A 13742-nucleotide genomic window follows, 5' to 3' on the forward strand; every position below is an offset into this window, starting at 1 on the left:
GGTTCGGTGGGAGGGGATGCGATGCGCGGCGACGAGGAATGGGGCAGCATCCCGAGGCTGGTGCGGGCGGCGGCGCAGCGGTACGGGGAGCGGGAGGCTGTCGTCGAGGGCCGCACCCGCATCTCGTACGTCGAACTCGGTGACCGCGTCGAACGCGCCGCCGCCGCGTGCATGGCCTCGGGCGTGGAGCCCGGCGACCGGGTCGCCGTCTGGGCGCCGAACACCCTGGACTGGATCGTCTCCGCGCTCGGGGCGGTCACGGCGGGCGCGGTCCTGGTCCCCCTCAACACGCGCTTCAAGGGCGCGGAGGCGGCGTACATCCTGGAACGCAGCCGGGCGAAAATGCTCTTCATCACCGGCACGTTCCTGGGCACGTCGTACGTGGCGTCACTGCGCCGCGCGGCGGCGGAACTCCCGCACCTGGAGCGGGTGGTGGTGCTTGCGGACACGGCACCCGAGTCCTACGTCACCTGGAAGGACTTCCTGGCGGCGGGGGAGCGGATATCACCTGCCGCGGTACGGGACCGGGCCGACGCGGTCGCCTCCTCGTCCCCGTCCGACATCATCTACACCTCCGGCACCACAGGCCGTCCCAAGGGCGCCGTCATCACCCACGCCCAGACCCTGCGCTGCTACGCGATCTGGAGCGAGCTGGCCGGCCTGCGCGAGGGCGACCGCTATCTGATCGTGAACCCGTTCTTCCACACCTTCGGCTACAAGGCGGGCATCATCGCGTGCCTGATGCGGGGCGCGACGATGATCCCGCAGCCGGTGTTCAACGTGGACACCGTCCTGGCGAACATCGCCGCCGAACGCATCTCGGTCCTCCCCGGCCCGCCCAACCTCCACCAGTCCCTGCTGGACCACCCGGCGCGGGCGACGCACGACCTCTCGGCCCTGCGCCTGGTGGTGACGGGTGCGGCGGTCGTCCCCCTCCGACTGGTGGAACGCCTGCGCACGGAGCTGGGCATCGAGACGGTCCTCACGGCATACGGCCTCTCCGAGGCGAGCGGCATCGTCACGATGTGCCGAAGGGGCGACCCGCCCGAGACGATCGCCTCCACCTCCGGCCGAGGGATCCCGGACACGGAGATCCGCGTCCTGGCCGACCCGGGCGCCCCCGGCGAGGTCCTGGTCCGCGGCTTCCACGTGATGCGGGGCTACTTCGAGGACCCGGACACCACGGCCGCCACGATCACCGAGGACGGCTGGCTCCGCACCGGCGACATCGGCATCCTCGACGAGGCGGGCAACCTGCGCATCACGGACCGGATCAAGGACATGTTCATCGTCGGCGGCTTTAACGCGTACCCGGCCGAGATCGAACAACTCCTGGGCCTCCACCCGGACATCACAGACGTGGCGGTGATCGGCATCCCTGACCCGAGGCTTGGCGAGGTCGGCAAGGCGTACGCGGTCCGGCGCGCGGGCACCACGCTGACGGCGGACGACCTGATCGCCTGGTCGAGGCGCGAGATGGCGAACTACAAGGTGCCGAGAGCGGTGGAGTTCGTGGGGGAGCTGCCGCGGAACGCGAGCGGGAAGGTGGTGAAGGGGGAGCTGCGGGGGCGGGCGGGGTCCTGACGGCTCACGGTGAGCCAGGGCTCCGGACCGGCAGCCCCAGGGACTGTGCGGATTCGACGAGCCGCTTGTCGTACGCCACGAACGCAGTGAGCGCCCGTCCCAGCCCCGCCGCTGCGGCCAGATGCAGAGCATCCAGGGAACGGAGCCGGTGCCCGGGGGACAGGCTGCCCGCGCGGTCGAAGAGCAGGGGCGGTATGCGGATGAGGGCGCTTTCGTCGAGCCAGCTTTCGGCCTCCGCGGCTACATCGGGGTCCACGCCCACAGCATGCAGCGCACGCCGTACCTCGGTCCGCGCGAGGTCGCAGGTCAGGGCGATGGCAGAGCCTTGGGTGGGCAAGACCGATTGGAGGGAGCTGCGGGGGCGGGGGTAGGCGGGCTCAGCTCGAGGGCCGGGTTGTCACCTGGAGCACGTACACGCACTGGTGCCGGATGACGGTGAGGCAGAGGAACATCCCGCCCGGCACGAATGTGGTCTGCACGCCGCCACCCGCCCCTTGGAACGACGTGCCGTCGAGGTGCAGCGCGGACGCGGCCCACACGAGCTCGTCGGCGCGCTTCTCGACCTCGGCGACAAAGACGGGCGGGGGCGGAGTGGCGCCTCAGATGACGTGGGTCTCGTCCGGGTCGTACTCCCACCGCCACTCACTCATGTGCGAGAGGCTCCCGGGCGGACGCGTGCACGCTCCGGATCTCGTCCATGGCTGCCCGCCAGGCAGGGGCATCCCTGTCGAGGTTCTGCACCGCGTACTCGGCAGAGTGCAGGCGGCCGGCGGCAACAGGAAGCCGGGCGATCTCCACCGCGACGGCCCATGCCTCCAGGAACTGCATGATCGGCCCCAGGCTGCCGGTCTCCGCAGCCAGCGCGATGGCTGCGTCCTTCTGCTGCTCCATCTCGCCCAGCCGGTGCGGAGCCACCCGCGCGAGGGTGACTCGGAGCGCCGCCGGGGTCCGCTGCGGGCGGGGGATGAGGGGCCCCGCGGGGTCGATGCGCTGTGCGGTCATTCCGGTCCCTTCGCGCGTCTTCGCAGCCACGGTACGGGAGAGGCGTGCGGCGGCGCATGTGCTTCACCGGATGGGGGGAATGGGGTGATGCGGGCACGATCGCGGCAGTATGGTGATTGGTATGGCAACTAAGAAATACACGGTCACCCTGCCGGAGGAGCTGGCGGAGGAGATCCGCAGCGAGGTCGGCCCCGGTGCGTTCAGCGCGTATGTCACGCGCGCCATAGAGCGCCAGCGCGAGCACGACCGGCTGGGGGAGCTGGTCGCCTGGATGCAGGAAGAGGGCGGGCCGCTCACAGAGGAGGAGCAGGCCGCGGCTGCGGCGGAGTTCCGCGACATCGAGCGGTGGTTCGAGGAGCGGGAATCCGGGGCGCAGGGCGGGGCGGCAGCTGCCTGATGGGAGACACCTGCTTTGTGCTGGACAGCGAGGCACTGTCCAGGGCCGTACTCCGCGACAGGGCCATGACCGCCATCCTCACGAAGGCTCATCAGTCCGGTGTCCGCGTGGTGACCAGCTCCATGACACTCATTGAGGCGTATCACAGCAAGATTCGGCGACCCGTCTGGAACTGGGCGATGGCGCGGGTGGTGGTCGAGCCCGTGACCAAGGAAATCGCCGACGAGGCGATTGAACTATTGGGGAAGACCGGGCTGCACGGCCATAAGTACGCCATCGATGCGGCCCTGGCGGTGATCGCGGGGCGTCAGCCGGGGCGAGTGGTGGTCTTCACGTCGGACGATGACGACATGGGGAAGTTGTGCGAGGCGAGGGTGCTGGTGCGGCGGCTTTAGGGGCGACCGGGAGCACACAACGCGAGGGGCCCGAGCCGACGGCTCGGGCCCCTCTTTCCTGCGCGTGTGGCTCAGGTGGCGTGGATGTCCTGCGGGGTCACCACGGTGGCGTGCATGTCCTGAGTGGTGACGGGGGTGGCGCCGGTCATGTGGCTGTCGGCCAGGGCGGGGCTGGCCGCGCCGAGACCGAGGGCCACGGCGAACGCGGCGGCGACGAGCGTCTTCTTCGTGCGGGTCATTCCAACTCCTGTGTGAGGAGAGAGCTTCCGGACGTGAAGTGACAGTAGTGACAGGGGGGGCGATGGTGGACCCCGTTGGCGGGAAGCGGTCGAACGTTGGCGCGAATAAGTGAGCCGGTGTGCGAACATGCAGCGGCCGCGACGGCTCCCCCTCCGCGCCGCCGCGGCCACTCCCCATGCGAGTTAGGACTAGTTGGGCTTCGGAGCCGATGCGTGACTATCGAGGGTGGTGATCTCTTCGCCAGAGGCGTGGCTGTCCTGGACCGTGAGCACTTCGCCGGAGGCGTGGCTGTCCAGCGGCTTGATGGGACTGCCGGAGGCGTGGCTGTCCTGCACGGTGAGCTCTTCGCCGGAGGCGTGGCTGTCCAGCGGCTTGATGACGGGCTTCTTGGCGTCGCTCATCGTGGTCAACTCCCGTGATTCGTTTGATGCAGACGGTGGGTGATGCCCGCCCGGCGGTTCCCCCGTGGATCGCCGGACGGGCATCTCTGGGCCGTTCACCATAGTGGGGTGGCCCTTCGTCGATCCGTCTGCCCCCCGACGCGACGGCTCGATGGGTATAAGAGTGCCGTCAGTCGATAAACGAACGATGAACGCCGAAGAGGGAACTCACGCAGCCACGATGGGCGACAGCAGACTGCGAACCTCCTCGGCCTCGCTGGAACCCAGGTGTTCGTAGATTGCCAAGGCTTCGCTCCAGCAGGCTCTGGCGCGGTCCGGCTGGTCCATCTGCTTCAGTGCCCGACCCAGGACCGTGAGCACCGTGCCGCGACGCCACTCACCTCCGATACCTCGCAAGGCGATTGCCTGTTCGGCATGGGCTGCGGAAAGTGTGTAGCGCCGTGCGGCGAGATGTACTTCGGCGAGCCTGAAGTGAGTGACACCTTCCCATAGCGGCTGGCGGTTCTCGTGGAAGATGCCGAGCGCCTGGGTCAGCTGATCAAGCGCCTCAGGCAGTCGCCCGGCCTGGGTGAGTGCGAGGCCGAGGGCATATCGCCCATTTGCGAGACGCAGGGCCAAGCCCAGTCGGTCGTAGATTTTGATCCCTTGCTCAGCGAGATCCACAGCGCTGTCTGTACGGAACAGAGCCAGATGGATCCTGGAGAGGTTGCACAGTGCACTCGCCTCGCCGGGCCTGTTGCCATCCGCACGAAAAGCCTCGATGGCCTTCTGGAGGTAGGCCTCGCCCTCCGCGTGGTGATTGCGGTAGATGGCGAGGATGCCGCGTTCATTGGGGGCGTTGCCACTTGTCCACGGATCTTCCGCTGTGACGCCGAGCGCCATGGCGTGGTGCGCCTCGACATCGGCCTGTTCGAACAGGCCAGCGTTGCTGTACACCTGCGTAAGCGTGGTGCGTGCCCGACCTTCTGCGCGGGGGTCGCCCGCCGCGATGGCAGCTTCGCGCAGTGCGGTGGCCGCTGTTTCGTACCTGCGAGCATTTGCTCCTGATTCCGCGAGGTCCTTGACTGCCATCAACAGATCGACTGCCCGCCGCAGGGTCTGTTTGCCGAGGGACTGCAGCACACATGCGAGCAGGCAGTCTGCCTCGGCATAGAGCCAGTCGAGCGCTCGAGGACGGTCGGCAAATGCGTACCCCGGGTACTGGGTGGGCTCCAAGTGATCCACGGTTCGATCCCCCGGCCGCTCCAGCGCATACACCCCCGCCGCCGTGGCCAGATAGAAGTCCAGCAGCCGCGAAAGCGCAAACTCCCGCTCCTCCGACGGCTGTTCGTCCCGCTCCGCGCACGCACGCGCGTAGAGCCGCACCAGGTCGTGGTAGCGGTACCTGCCCGGCGCCGCCGATTCCAGGAGCGACGTGTCGACCAGGGACTCCAGTACGTCCTCCGCCGCATGCGCCTCCAGGTTCAGCAGTGCCGCCGCTGCCGCCAGGGAGATGTCCGGGCCGTCCGCCAGGCCCAGCAGGCGGAACGCGCGGGCCTGGGCCGGTTCCAGCTGGCCGTAGCCGAGTTCGAAGGTGGCCTTCACCGCCAGGTCGCCCGCCTGGAGCTCGTCCAGGCGGCGCCGCTCGTCCGCGAGCTTCGCCGCCAGGACCGAGACCGTCCAGGTGCGGCGAGAGGCCAGGCGGGAGGCGGCGATGCGGATGGCCAGGGGGAGGAAGCCGCAGGCGGCGACCACGTCGAGGGCGGCCTCGCGCTCGGAGTTGACGCGCTCCTCGCCGACGATGCGGGTGAAGAGCTGGAGTGCCTCCTCGGGGGACATCACGTCCAGGTCCACGAGGTGCGCGCCCGCCAGGTCGACCATGCGGACGCGGCTGGTCACCAGGGCCGCGCAGCCGGCCGTGCCGGGCAGCAGGGGGCGGATCTGCGCCGCGTCGTGCGCGTTGTCCAGGAGGACCAGGATGCGGCGGCCGTCGAGCGTGGAGCGGTACAGCGCCGCCCGTTCGTCCAATGAGTCGGGGATCGCCGAGTCGGCGGTGCCGAGGGCGCGCAGGAACGCGCCGAGCACCGTCTCCGGCTCCGCCGCCCGTGCGCCGGCGCCCTGCAGGTCGACGTAGAGCTGGCCGTCCGGGAAGTGCGGGCGCGCCTGGTGGGCGACGTGCACGGCGAGGGTCGTCTTGCCGACGCCGCCGATGCCCGCGAGCGCCGACACGGCCATGACCGAACCCTCCGCCGTCGCCAGCCGGTCGCCCAGTTCGCGTACGAAGGAGGCGCGGCCGGTGAAGTCCGGCACCGTCGCCGGGAGCTGGGCCGGGCGGACGGCGGCGGGCGCGGGCGTCGCCTCGTCGGCCGGGTGGGCCAGGTCCTCGTCGGCCTGCAGGATCCGCTGCTGGAGCTGCGAGAGCTCGGGGCGCGGGTCGACGCCCAGCTCGTCGGCGAGCAGCCGGCGCGTGTCGGCGTACACCGCGAGCGCTTCCGCCTGGCGGCCGCTGCGGTACAGGGCGATCATCAGCAGTTCGCGCAGCCGCTCCCGCAGCGGGTGCGCCGCGGTGAGTGCGGTGAGTTCGGAGACCGCCTCCGCGTGGCTGCCGACCTCCAGATCCAGGTCGAGCCGGGTCTCGGTGAGCTGGAGCCGCCACTCGGCGAGCCTGGTGCGCTGGTTCTCGGCGTAGGGGCCCGGAACGGAGGCCAGGGTTTCGCCGTCCCACAGCGCCAGCGCCTCGTTGAGCAGGGTGCGGGCCCGGCACCGGTCCCCGCCCGCCCGCGCCTTCTCCGCGTCGGCGGCCAACTCCTGGGCCGTCGTGAGGTCGAGAGCGTCGGGCCGGGTCCGTATGGCGTATCCGCCGGCGTTGCTGATCAGCGTGGACGGGTCGAGGATCTTGCGCAGCCGGGACGCGTACGTCCGTACGGCGGCGAGCGCCTGGGACGGGGGCTCGTCGCCCCAGATGGCGTCGATGAGTTCGGCGGCGGTGGCCGTGCGTCCGTCGCGCAGCAGCAGCGCGACCAGCAGGGCACGCTGCTGCGGCGAGCCGGACGCCAGCGGTTCGTCGTCGCGCCAGGCGCGTACGGGGCCGAGCACGGCGAACCGCAGACCGGCCCCGGTCGTCTGCTGCTGAGCAGCGCGCTGCTCCGGAACGCGCGCACGTGGCCCGTGGTCACGGCCCATTGATGCCCCCTGTCCTGGTCGCCCCGCCAGTCCTGCCGGTCGCGCTGATCCCGCTGGTGCTGCTGATCCTGATGGTCCCGCTGGTGCCTCTGCCCGGAAAAACCGCCGCTGCGCCGATGTGGTCCGGGTGGATCCGGATGACGACCTACCGCCGGTATCGCGGTCAACAGTCTGCCTTGTTATGGGCGGACACGTCAGCAGTGGGTGACGCTCTGCACAAGCCCTCGACAACGATTTGGAGCCGAGGCGCGGTCCAGATAGCTGACGGTATGTCAGATCGGCGCTACCGTGGTGCACATGGAGACCTTCCCGAAGATCATCTCGGTGGACGACCACACGGTGGAGCCCGCTCATGTCTGGCGGGACCGGCTCCCGTCCAAGTACCTCGACCGCGGCCCGCGCATCGTCCGCGCCCCGCTGAAGGAAATGACCTTCCTGGGCGGCAGGTTCGCACCGGTGATGGGTGCGAAGGGCGACGAGGGGCCGATCGGCGACTGGTGGGTGTACGAGGATCTGCACCGGCCGCTCACCCGGCTCGACACCTCCGTCGGCTACGACCGGGACGAGATCAAGCTCGAAGTCATCACGTACGAGCAGATGCGCCCCGGTTCGTACGCGGTCCCGGACCGGCTCGCCGACATGGACATCAACCACGTCCAGTCCGCGCTCTGTTTCCCGACCTTCCCGCGGTTCTGCGGCCAGACGTTCACGGAGGCGAAGGACCGTGAACTCGGGCTGCTCGGCGTGCGCGCGTACAACGACTGGATGGTGGAGGAGTGGTGCGGCCCCGACGCGCAGGGACGGCTGATCCCGCTGACCCTCGTCCCACTCTGGGACGCACAGCTCGCCGCCGACGAGGTCCGGCGGAACGCCGCGCGCGGGGTGCGTGCCGTCGCGTTCTCCGAGATACCCCCACATCTCGGACTCCCGTCGATACATACGGACGAGTGGGATCCGTTCCTGCGGGCCTGCGACGAGACGGGCACCGTGATCGCGATGCACATCGGCTCGTCCTCGAAGATGCCGTCCACCTCGGCCGACGCCCCGCCCGCGGTCGGCTCCACCATCACCTTCGCCAACTGCTGCTTCTCGATGGTCGACTGGCTGATGAGCGGCAAGTTCGAACGGTTCCCGAACCTCCGGATCATGTACGCGGAGGGTCAGATCGGCTGGATCCCGTACATCCTGGAACGGGCCGACGTGGTCTGGGAGGAGAACCGGGCCTGGGGCGGTGTCGCCGACAAGGTGCACCGACCGCCGTCGGAGCTCTTCACCGAGCATGTGTACGGGTGCTTCTTCGATGACGCGTTCGGGCTGAAGAACCTGGACGCGATCGGCGTCGGAAACGTCCTGTACGAGACCGACTATCCGCACTCGGACTCGACCTGGCCCAAGTCGCGCGAGGTCGGCGAGGCGCAGATGGGGCACCTGGACCCGGACGTGGTGGACCTGATCGTGCGCCGCAACGCCATCGATCTGCTGGGGCTCACGGACGAGGGACTGTGGGCGGGGCCGGGGGCGTGAGGCCGTAGGCCCGCCGGCGGGTGGTGCGGCACGGGGCCGGCTCCCGTCCGCGGCGGCACCGGGCGGGGTATCACAAGGCAGGAGCCCCGCTCCCCCACCGAGGCGGGGGAGCGGAGCTCCTTGGGTACTGCATGCCGGCCGCGATCGGCCGACCCGGGCAACTAGGCCGGGCTGACGTTCTCAGCCTGCGGGCCCTTCGGCCCCTGAGTGACGTCGAAGTTCACGACCTGGTTCTCCTCGAGGGAGCGGAACCCGGACGCGTTGATCGCGGAGTAGTGAACGAAGACATCCGGGCCGCCGCCGTCCTGGGCGATGAAGCCGAAGCCCTTTTCAGCGTTGAACCACTTGACGGTTCCGGTAGCCATAAGCCCTCCTTGGGCCAAAGGGTTGCCCTGCTCCAGAACCTGCAAAGAAGTCTGAAAACTACAAAAGCCTGCGGGTTACATGCTCCGCAGGCTCTGTACTGCAAGGGAAACCAAACTGCAACTTGCGTCGAGCCTAGCACGCAGCGTGTGCGGAACGGTAGAGGGAAAGATCACTTCACCCGGATGTTTGATTGCCCTGCCGAGAGGCTGACGGAGATAGCGGTCGGAAGGGGGCCCGGGGGTGTCGTTCGGGTGGCGCGGAGGTGGCCGCGGAGACACGCCGGGGCGCGGGACCGGCAGGCGCGGAGGGGCGGGAGGGCGCGCCCCTCCGCGCCCCGGTGGCGGCGGGATGCCCGCACGGGTCTAGCCTCGCGATGTGGACAATTCAACCGTCTCCCCCGCAGCAGGCGACGACCGTCGCAGCAGGCCGCGCGTCGGCCACATCCAGTTCCTGAACTGCCTTCCCCTCTACTGGGGCCTGGCACGGACCGGAACGCTGCTCGACCTGGAGCTGTCGAAGGACACCCCGGAGAAGCTCAGCGAGCAGCTGGTACGCGGTGACCTCGACATCGGCCCCATCACCCTCGTCGAGTACCTGCGCAACGCCGATCAGCTCGTCGCCTTCCCCGATATCGCGGTCGGCTGCGACGGGCCCGTCATGTCGTGCGTGATCGTGTCGCAGCTGCCCCTGGAGCAGCTCGACGGGGCCCGGGTGGCACTCGGTTCCACCTCGCGCACCTCCGTACGCCTCGCTCAGCTGCTGCTTGCCGAGCGGTATGAGGTGACGCCCGACTACTACACCTGCCCGCCCGACCTCGGCCTGATGATGCAGGAGGCGGACGCCGCCGTGCTGATCGGCGACGCCGCGCTGCGCGCCTCGCTGCACGACGCGCCGCGCCTCGGTCTGCAGGTCCATGACCTGGGGCAGATGTGGAAGGAGTGGACGGGGCTGCCGTTCGTCTTCGCGGTCTGGGCGGCCCGCAAGGACTATCTGGCCGCGCATCCGGCCGTGGTGGCGGAGGTGCACCGGGCGTTCCTCGCCTCGCGGGACCTGTCGCTGGAAGAGGTCACCAAGGTCGCCGAGACGGCGGCGCGGTGGGAGGTCTTCGACGCGGAACTGCTGGAGCGGTACTTCACGACGCTGGACTTCCGCTTCGGTCCGGACCAGCTGTCGGGCGTACGTGAGTTCGCCCGCCGGACCGGGGCGACGACCGGTTTCCCGGTGGACGTGAACGTCGAGCTGCTCGACCACTGATCCGGCACCGGCCACTGTGCGGGAGGGAATGGGCCCGGGCAATAGGTGAATGCTGAACCTTCTCCTGGCTTCCCCGTTTCCTCCCGTGCTGTTTATCGCACTGCCCCGTGGATTCCTTTCCGGTGAATGCCACGAATGCCGCGGCCGGACAGCTCGCACGTCCTGTCCCGAATAGCGGACGGCGTACGGGGTGAGTCCAGGTCGAGTCCCGGATTCGATCGGGTGAACGACTCATTCGCGCCTTTTACTGTGTCGAAAACCGCGGTTCGTTCCCATAGGGGCGAAATCGGCCGATGGTTTCTCTGTGATCGCACGACCTCCGACCCCTAGGCTTCGGTCGGAGGTCCGGCCGGTCCACAGGGGGAGTCCATATGCAGCCGCTGGAAGCCGGCGAACCGCTCACCATCGGTGCCTACCGGTTGCTCGGCAGACTCGGTGCGGGCGGCATGGGCCGGGTGTACCTGGGACGCAGCGCGGGCGGACGCACCGTCGCGGTCAAGGTCGTCCATCCGCACTTCGCACTCGACGAACAGTTCCGTGCCCGGTTCCGGCGCGAGGTCGACGCGGCGCGGCGGATCGGCGCCCAGTGGACGGCGCCCGTCCTGGACGCCGATCCGGACGCACCCGTGCCGTGGGTCGCCACCGGCTATGTCGCCGGGCCCCCGCTGTCGGCCGCGGTCACGGAGCACGGGCCGCTGCCCGAGCAGGCGGTACGGACCCTGGGCGCCGGACTCGCGGAGGCCCTGGCCGCCGTGCACGGGCAGGGGCTCATCCACCGCGACGTGAAGCCGTCCAACGTGCTGCTCGCCCTCGACGGCCCCCGCCTCATCGACTTCGGCATCGCCCGTGCGATCGACGCCACCGCCTCGCTCACCTCCACCGGGGTCTCGGTCGGTTCGCCCGGCTACATGGCACCGGAGCAGATCCGGGGTCTGGAGATCTCGGGCGCCGCCGACGTCTTCTCGCTCGGCGCGGTGCTCGCGTACGCGGCGACGGGCGACGCCCCCTTCCTCGGCGACTCCTCGGCGGTGCTCCTCTACAAGGTGGTGCACGAGGAGCCGGAGCTGGGTGAGATCGAGGGCGAACTGCGGGACGTGATCGCCACGTGCCTGGCGAAGGACCCGGCGCGTCGGCCCACCCCGACGGAGCTCGCCCGACAGCTGGCACCCGGCGGGGCGGCGGCGGCGGTGGCGGCCGGCTGGCTGCCCGGACCGCTGGTGCGCGAGGTCAGCCGCTCGGCAGTGGCGCTGCTGGACCTGGAGCCGCAGGACGGGCCCGTGCAGTCGGGACCGGTGCCGTTCAGCAACGCCTCCCTCGCCGCCCACGGCTCCGCCGACAGCAACGGCGCGCGCGGAGTGTTCGGGCCGCCGGTCGAGCCGACCCGCCCACCCCGGACGTTCCCGTCGGCCGAGACCGGGGACCACGACTCGGACGGGCTCCCCGGCCCCCGTACCCCCGATTCCCGCTTCTCCGTCGGCGCCGACTCCGGACCCGGCCCCGCCGGCCGGAACCGCGGCCGCAGGCTCAGTTGCACCGTCGCCCTCGCCGTGGCGGGCGCGCTCGCCGCCGTGACCGTCGGTGGCGCCCTCCTCTTCGACCTGCTGCCGGGCATCGGTGGCAGCGACGCCGAGCACGGCCGGGTCGCCCGACCCCCTGCTGCGTCCGACAGTGCGTCGCCGAACCCTGCGGACGAGGGCACCGGCGGTGCGGGCCAGGTCACCGCGCTGCCCAGGAGGTTCGTCGGTACCTGGAAGGGGCAGCTGACCGAGAAGACGACCGGACAGCCGCACGGCACCCTCACCGCGGTGTTCACCGAGGGGAAGAAGGGCACGGACGTCGTCCGTATGAACACCACCTTCTCCACCCTCGGAGTGACCGTCAGCTGCAACAGCATCGCGAAGCTCTCCTCCGGCACCGCCGAGGAACTGACGCTCCGGGAGCGCGCCGACCCGGACCGGCCCGGAACCGCCGGGCTCTGCACGGACACCACGACCGACGTCACCTTCACCCTCGCCGGGGACGGCACACTCCGCTTCCGGTCCGAGGAGCGGGGCGCGGGGCTTCCGTACGGCACACTCGCCCGGTCCGGCAACTGACCCCGGGAGGGGCTGGCGTAGGCTGAACCGGTCCATGGATCCGTTGAAAAACCGCCGAAAGGTGACAGCCCGGTGACCGAGAAGGCCGACCTCCAGCCCATCCTCGACCGAGCCGCCGAAGGCGGCCGGATCACTCCGGAGGAGGCCCTCGACCTCTACCGGTCGGCGCCCCTGCACGCGCTGGGCGCGGCCGCCGACGCCGTGCGCCGACGCCGCTACGCCGGTACGGAGCACATTGCGACGTACATCATCGAGCGCAACATCAACTACACCAACGTGTGCGTCACGGCCTGCAAGTTCTGCGCCTTCTACGCCGCACCGAAGGACACCGCCAAGGGCTGGTCCCGCGACCTCGACGACATCCTGCGCCGCTGCGCGGAGACCGTCGAGCTCGGCGGCACGCAGATCATGTTCCAGGGCGGACACCACCCGGACTACGGCGTCGAGTACTACGAGGAGCACTTCTCCGCGATCAAGAAGGCGTTCCCGCAGCTGGTCATCCACTCGCTGGGCGCCTCCGAGGTCGAGCACATGGCCCGGATCTCCAAGGTCTCCGTGGAGGAGGCCATCCAGCGGATCCACGCCGCCGGTCTCGACTCCTTCGCGGGCGCCGGCGCCGAGCTGCTGCCGGCCCGGCCACGCAAGGCGATCGCCCCGCTCAAGGAGTCGGGCGAGCGCTGGCTGGAGATCATGGAGGCGGCGCACCGGCTCGGTGTCGAGTCCACCTCCACGATGCTGATGGGCACCGGCGAGACCAACGCCGAGCGTATCGAGCACCTGCGGATGATCCGCGACGTACAGGACCGGACCGGTGGCTTCCGCGCGTTCATCCCGTACACGTACCAGCCGGAGAACAACCACCTGAAGGGCCGGACGCAGGCCACGCTCTTCGAGTACCTGAGGATGATCGCCATCGCCCGGCTCTTCCTCGACAACGTCGCCCACATCCAGGGCTCCTGGCTGACCACCGGCAAGGAGGTCGGCCAGCTGTCGCTGCACTACGGCGCCGACGACCTCGGCTCGATCATGCTGGAGGAGAACGTCGTCTCCTCCGCCGGTGCCAAGCACCGCTCCAACCGGCTGGAGATCATCGACCTGATCCGCAAGGCGGGCCGGGTCCCGGCGCAGCGCGCCACGACGTACGAGCACCTCGTCGTCCACGACGACCCGGCGAACGACCCGGTCGACGAGCGCGTCGTCTCGCACATCTCGTCCACCGCGATCGAGGGCGGCACCGCACACCCGGAGCTCAAGCTCCTCAGCGCCAACTGAGAGCCTGTCGGGTGACCTCTGATCGGGCGGCCACGCCCTGGCACGCACG

13 protein-coding genes are annotated in these 13742 nt (G+C 69.8%); 7 read left to right on the plus strand and 6 right to left on the minus strand.

Features of this window, described 5'->3' with window-relative positions; all coding sequences use genetic code 11:
- The first annotated feature begins 21 nt into the window (after positions 1 to 21).
- A complete protein-coding gene (locus tag ACGFSA_RS21055) occupies positions 22 to 1584 on the plus strand; it encodes a FadD3 family acyl-CoA ligase (protein ID WP_393306299.1) in 1563 nt (520 codons plus the stop codon).
- Between the two features lie 4 nt (positions 1585 to 1588).
- Here the strand turns inward: ACGFSA_RS21055 and ACGFSA_RS21060 are convergent, their stop codons facing one another.
- Both ACGFSA_RS21060 and ACGFSA_RS21065 read right to left on the minus strand, forming a co-directional pair.
- Positions 1589 to 1840, minus strand: a complete 252-nt coding sequence (locus ACGFSA_RS21060) for a hypothetical protein (protein WP_393306301.1) — start codon at positions 1838 to 1840, stop codon at positions 1589 to 1591.
- Between the two features lie 386 nt (positions 1841 to 2226).
- Positions 2227 to 2586 carry a hypothetical protein gene (locus ACGFSA_RS21065; RefSeq protein WP_393306303.1) on the minus strand — a complete coding sequence of 120 codons (360 nt, stop codon included), beginning with the start codon at positions 2584 to 2586 and terminating at the stop codon, positions 2227 to 2229.
- Positions 2587 to 2707: 121 nt separating this feature from the next.
- On the opposite strand from ACGFSA_RS21065, the gene ACGFSA_RS21070 reads away from it, so the two are divergent.
- Both ACGFSA_RS21070 and ACGFSA_RS21075 read left to right on the plus strand, forming a co-directional pair.
- Positions 2708 to 2983, plus strand: a complete 276-nt coding sequence (locus ACGFSA_RS21070) for a hypothetical protein (protein ID WP_393306305.1) — start codon at positions 2708 to 2710, stop codon at positions 2981 to 2983.
- Positions 2983 to 3378, plus strand: a complete 396-nt coding sequence (locus tag ACGFSA_RS21075; protein ID WP_393306307.1) for a PIN domain-containing protein — start codon at positions 2983 to 2985, stop codon at positions 3376 to 3378. The genes ACGFSA_RS21070 and ACGFSA_RS21075 overlap by 1 nt, the downstream gene beginning before the upstream one ends.
- Positions 3379 to 3449: 71 nt before the next feature.
- Here the strand turns inward: ACGFSA_RS21075 and ACGFSA_RS21080 are convergent, their stop codons facing one another.
- The 3 genes from ACGFSA_RS21080 to ACGFSA_RS21090 all read right to left on the minus strand — a co-directional run bounded on the left by ACGFSA_RS21080 (position 3450) and on the right by ACGFSA_RS21090 (position 7181).
- The gene (locus ACGFSA_RS21080) at positions 3450 to 3617 is read right to left on the minus strand and encodes a hypothetical protein (protein ID WP_393306309.1); all 168 of its coding nucleotides are present in this window, start codon (positions 3615 to 3617) and stop codon (positions 3450 to 3452) included.
- 189 nt (positions 3618 to 3806) lie between these two features.
- Entirely contained in the window at positions 3807 to 4019 is a 213-nt protein-coding gene (locus tag ACGFSA_RS21085; RefSeq protein ID WP_393306311.1) for a hypothetical protein, read from the minus strand.
- Between the two features lie 207 nt (positions 4020 to 4226).
- A complete protein-coding gene (locus ACGFSA_RS21090) occupies positions 4227 to 7181 on the minus strand; it encodes a BTAD domain-containing putative transcriptional regulator (RefSeq protein WP_393306313.1) in 2955 nt (984 codons plus the stop codon).
- Positions 7182 to 7478: 297 nt separating this feature from the next.
- Here ACGFSA_RS21090 and ACGFSA_RS21095 point away from each other — a divergent pair, with 297 nt between their 5' ends.
- Positions 7479 to 8705, plus strand: coding sequence for an amidohydrolase family protein (locus tag ACGFSA_RS21095; RefSeq protein WP_393306315.1), 1227 nt, complete (start codon positions 7479 to 7481; stop codon positions 8703 to 8705).
- Between the two features lie 161 nt (positions 8706 to 8866).
- Here the strand turns inward: ACGFSA_RS21095 and ACGFSA_RS21100 are convergent, their stop codons facing one another.
- On the minus strand, positions 8867 to 9070 hold the full coding sequence (locus ACGFSA_RS21100; RefSeq protein ID WP_037693088.1) for a cold-shock protein: 204 nt from the start codon (positions 9068 to 9070) through the stop codon (positions 8867 to 8869).
- Between the two features lie 376 nt (positions 9071 to 9446).
- Here ACGFSA_RS21100 and ACGFSA_RS21105 point away from each other — a divergent pair, with 376 nt between their 5' ends.
- The 3 genes from ACGFSA_RS21105 to mqnC all read left to right on the plus strand — a co-directional run bounded on the left by ACGFSA_RS21105 (position 9447) and on the right by mqnC (position 13693).
- The gene (locus ACGFSA_RS21105; RefSeq protein WP_393306318.1) at positions 9447 to 10325 is read left to right on the plus strand and encodes a menaquinone biosynthetic enzyme MqnA/MqnD family protein; all 879 of its coding nucleotides are present in this window, start codon (positions 9447 to 9449) and stop codon (positions 10323 to 10325) included.
- A gap of 371 nt (positions 10326 to 10696) precedes the next feature.
- Positions 10697 to 12421 carry a serine/threonine-protein kinase gene (locus ACGFSA_RS21110; protein WP_393306320.1) on the plus strand — a complete coding sequence of 575 codons (1725 nt, stop codon included), beginning with the start codon at positions 10697 to 10699 and terminating at the stop codon, positions 12419 to 12421.
- A gap of 72 nt (positions 12422 to 12493) precedes the next feature.
- The gene (gene mqnC / locus ACGFSA_RS21115) at positions 12494 to 13693 is read left to right on the plus strand and encodes a cyclic dehypoxanthinyl futalosine synthase (RefSeq protein WP_359106458.1); all 1200 of its coding nucleotides are present in this window, start codon (positions 12494 to 12496) and stop codon (positions 13691 to 13693) included.
- Positions 13694 to 13742: the final 49 nt, after the last annotated feature.

Source organism: Streptomyces sp. NPDC048496, assembly GCF_043200055.1.
GTDB lineage: Bacteria > Actinomycetota > Actinomycetes > Streptomycetales > Streptomycetaceae > Streptomyces.

What these genes read in the sequence shown, in the direction of transcription:
- ACGFSA_RS21055 (WP_393306299.1), top strand. Translation starts at nt 22, where the DNA reads ATGCGCGGCGACGAGGAATGGGGCAGCATCCCGAGGCTGGTGCGGGCG.
- ACGFSA_RS21065 (WP_393306303.1), bottom strand. Translation starts at nt 2,586, where the DNA reads ATGACCGCACAGCGCATCGACCCCGCGGGGCCCCTCATCCCCCGCCCG.
- ACGFSA_RS21070 (WP_393306305.1), top strand. Translation starts at nt 2,708, where the DNA reads ATGGCAACTAAGAAATACACGGTCACCCTGCCGGAGGAGCTGGCGGAG.
- ACGFSA_RS21075 (WP_393306307.1), top strand. Translation starts at nt 2,983, where the DNA reads ATGGGAGACACCTGCTTTGTGCTGGACAGCGAGGCACTGTCCAGGGCC.
- ACGFSA_RS21080 (WP_393306309.1), bottom strand. Translation starts at nt 3,617, where the DNA reads ATGACCCGCACGAAGAAGACGCTCGTCGCCGCCGCGTTCGCCGTGGCC.
- ACGFSA_RS21085 (WP_393306311.1), bottom strand. Translation starts at nt 4,019, where the DNA reads ATGAGCGACGCCAAGAAGCCCGTCATCAAGCCGCTGGACAGCCACGCC.
- ACGFSA_RS21090 (WP_393306313.1), bottom strand. Translation starts at nt 7,181, where the DNA reads ATGGGCCGTGACCACGGGCCACGTGCGCGCGTTCCGGAGCAGCGCGCT.
- ACGFSA_RS21095 (WP_393306315.1), top strand. Translation starts at nt 7,479, where the DNA reads ATGGAGACCTTCCCGAAGATCATCTCGGTGGACGACCACACGGTGGAG.
- ACGFSA_RS21100 (WP_037693088.1), bottom strand. Translation starts at nt 9,070, where the DNA reads ATGGCTACCGGAACCGTCAAGTGGTTCAACGCTGAAAAGGGCTTCGGC.
- ACGFSA_RS21110 (WP_393306320.1), top strand. Translation starts at nt 10,697, where the DNA reads ATGCAGCCGCTGGAAGCCGGCGAACCGCTCACCATCGGTGCCTACCGG.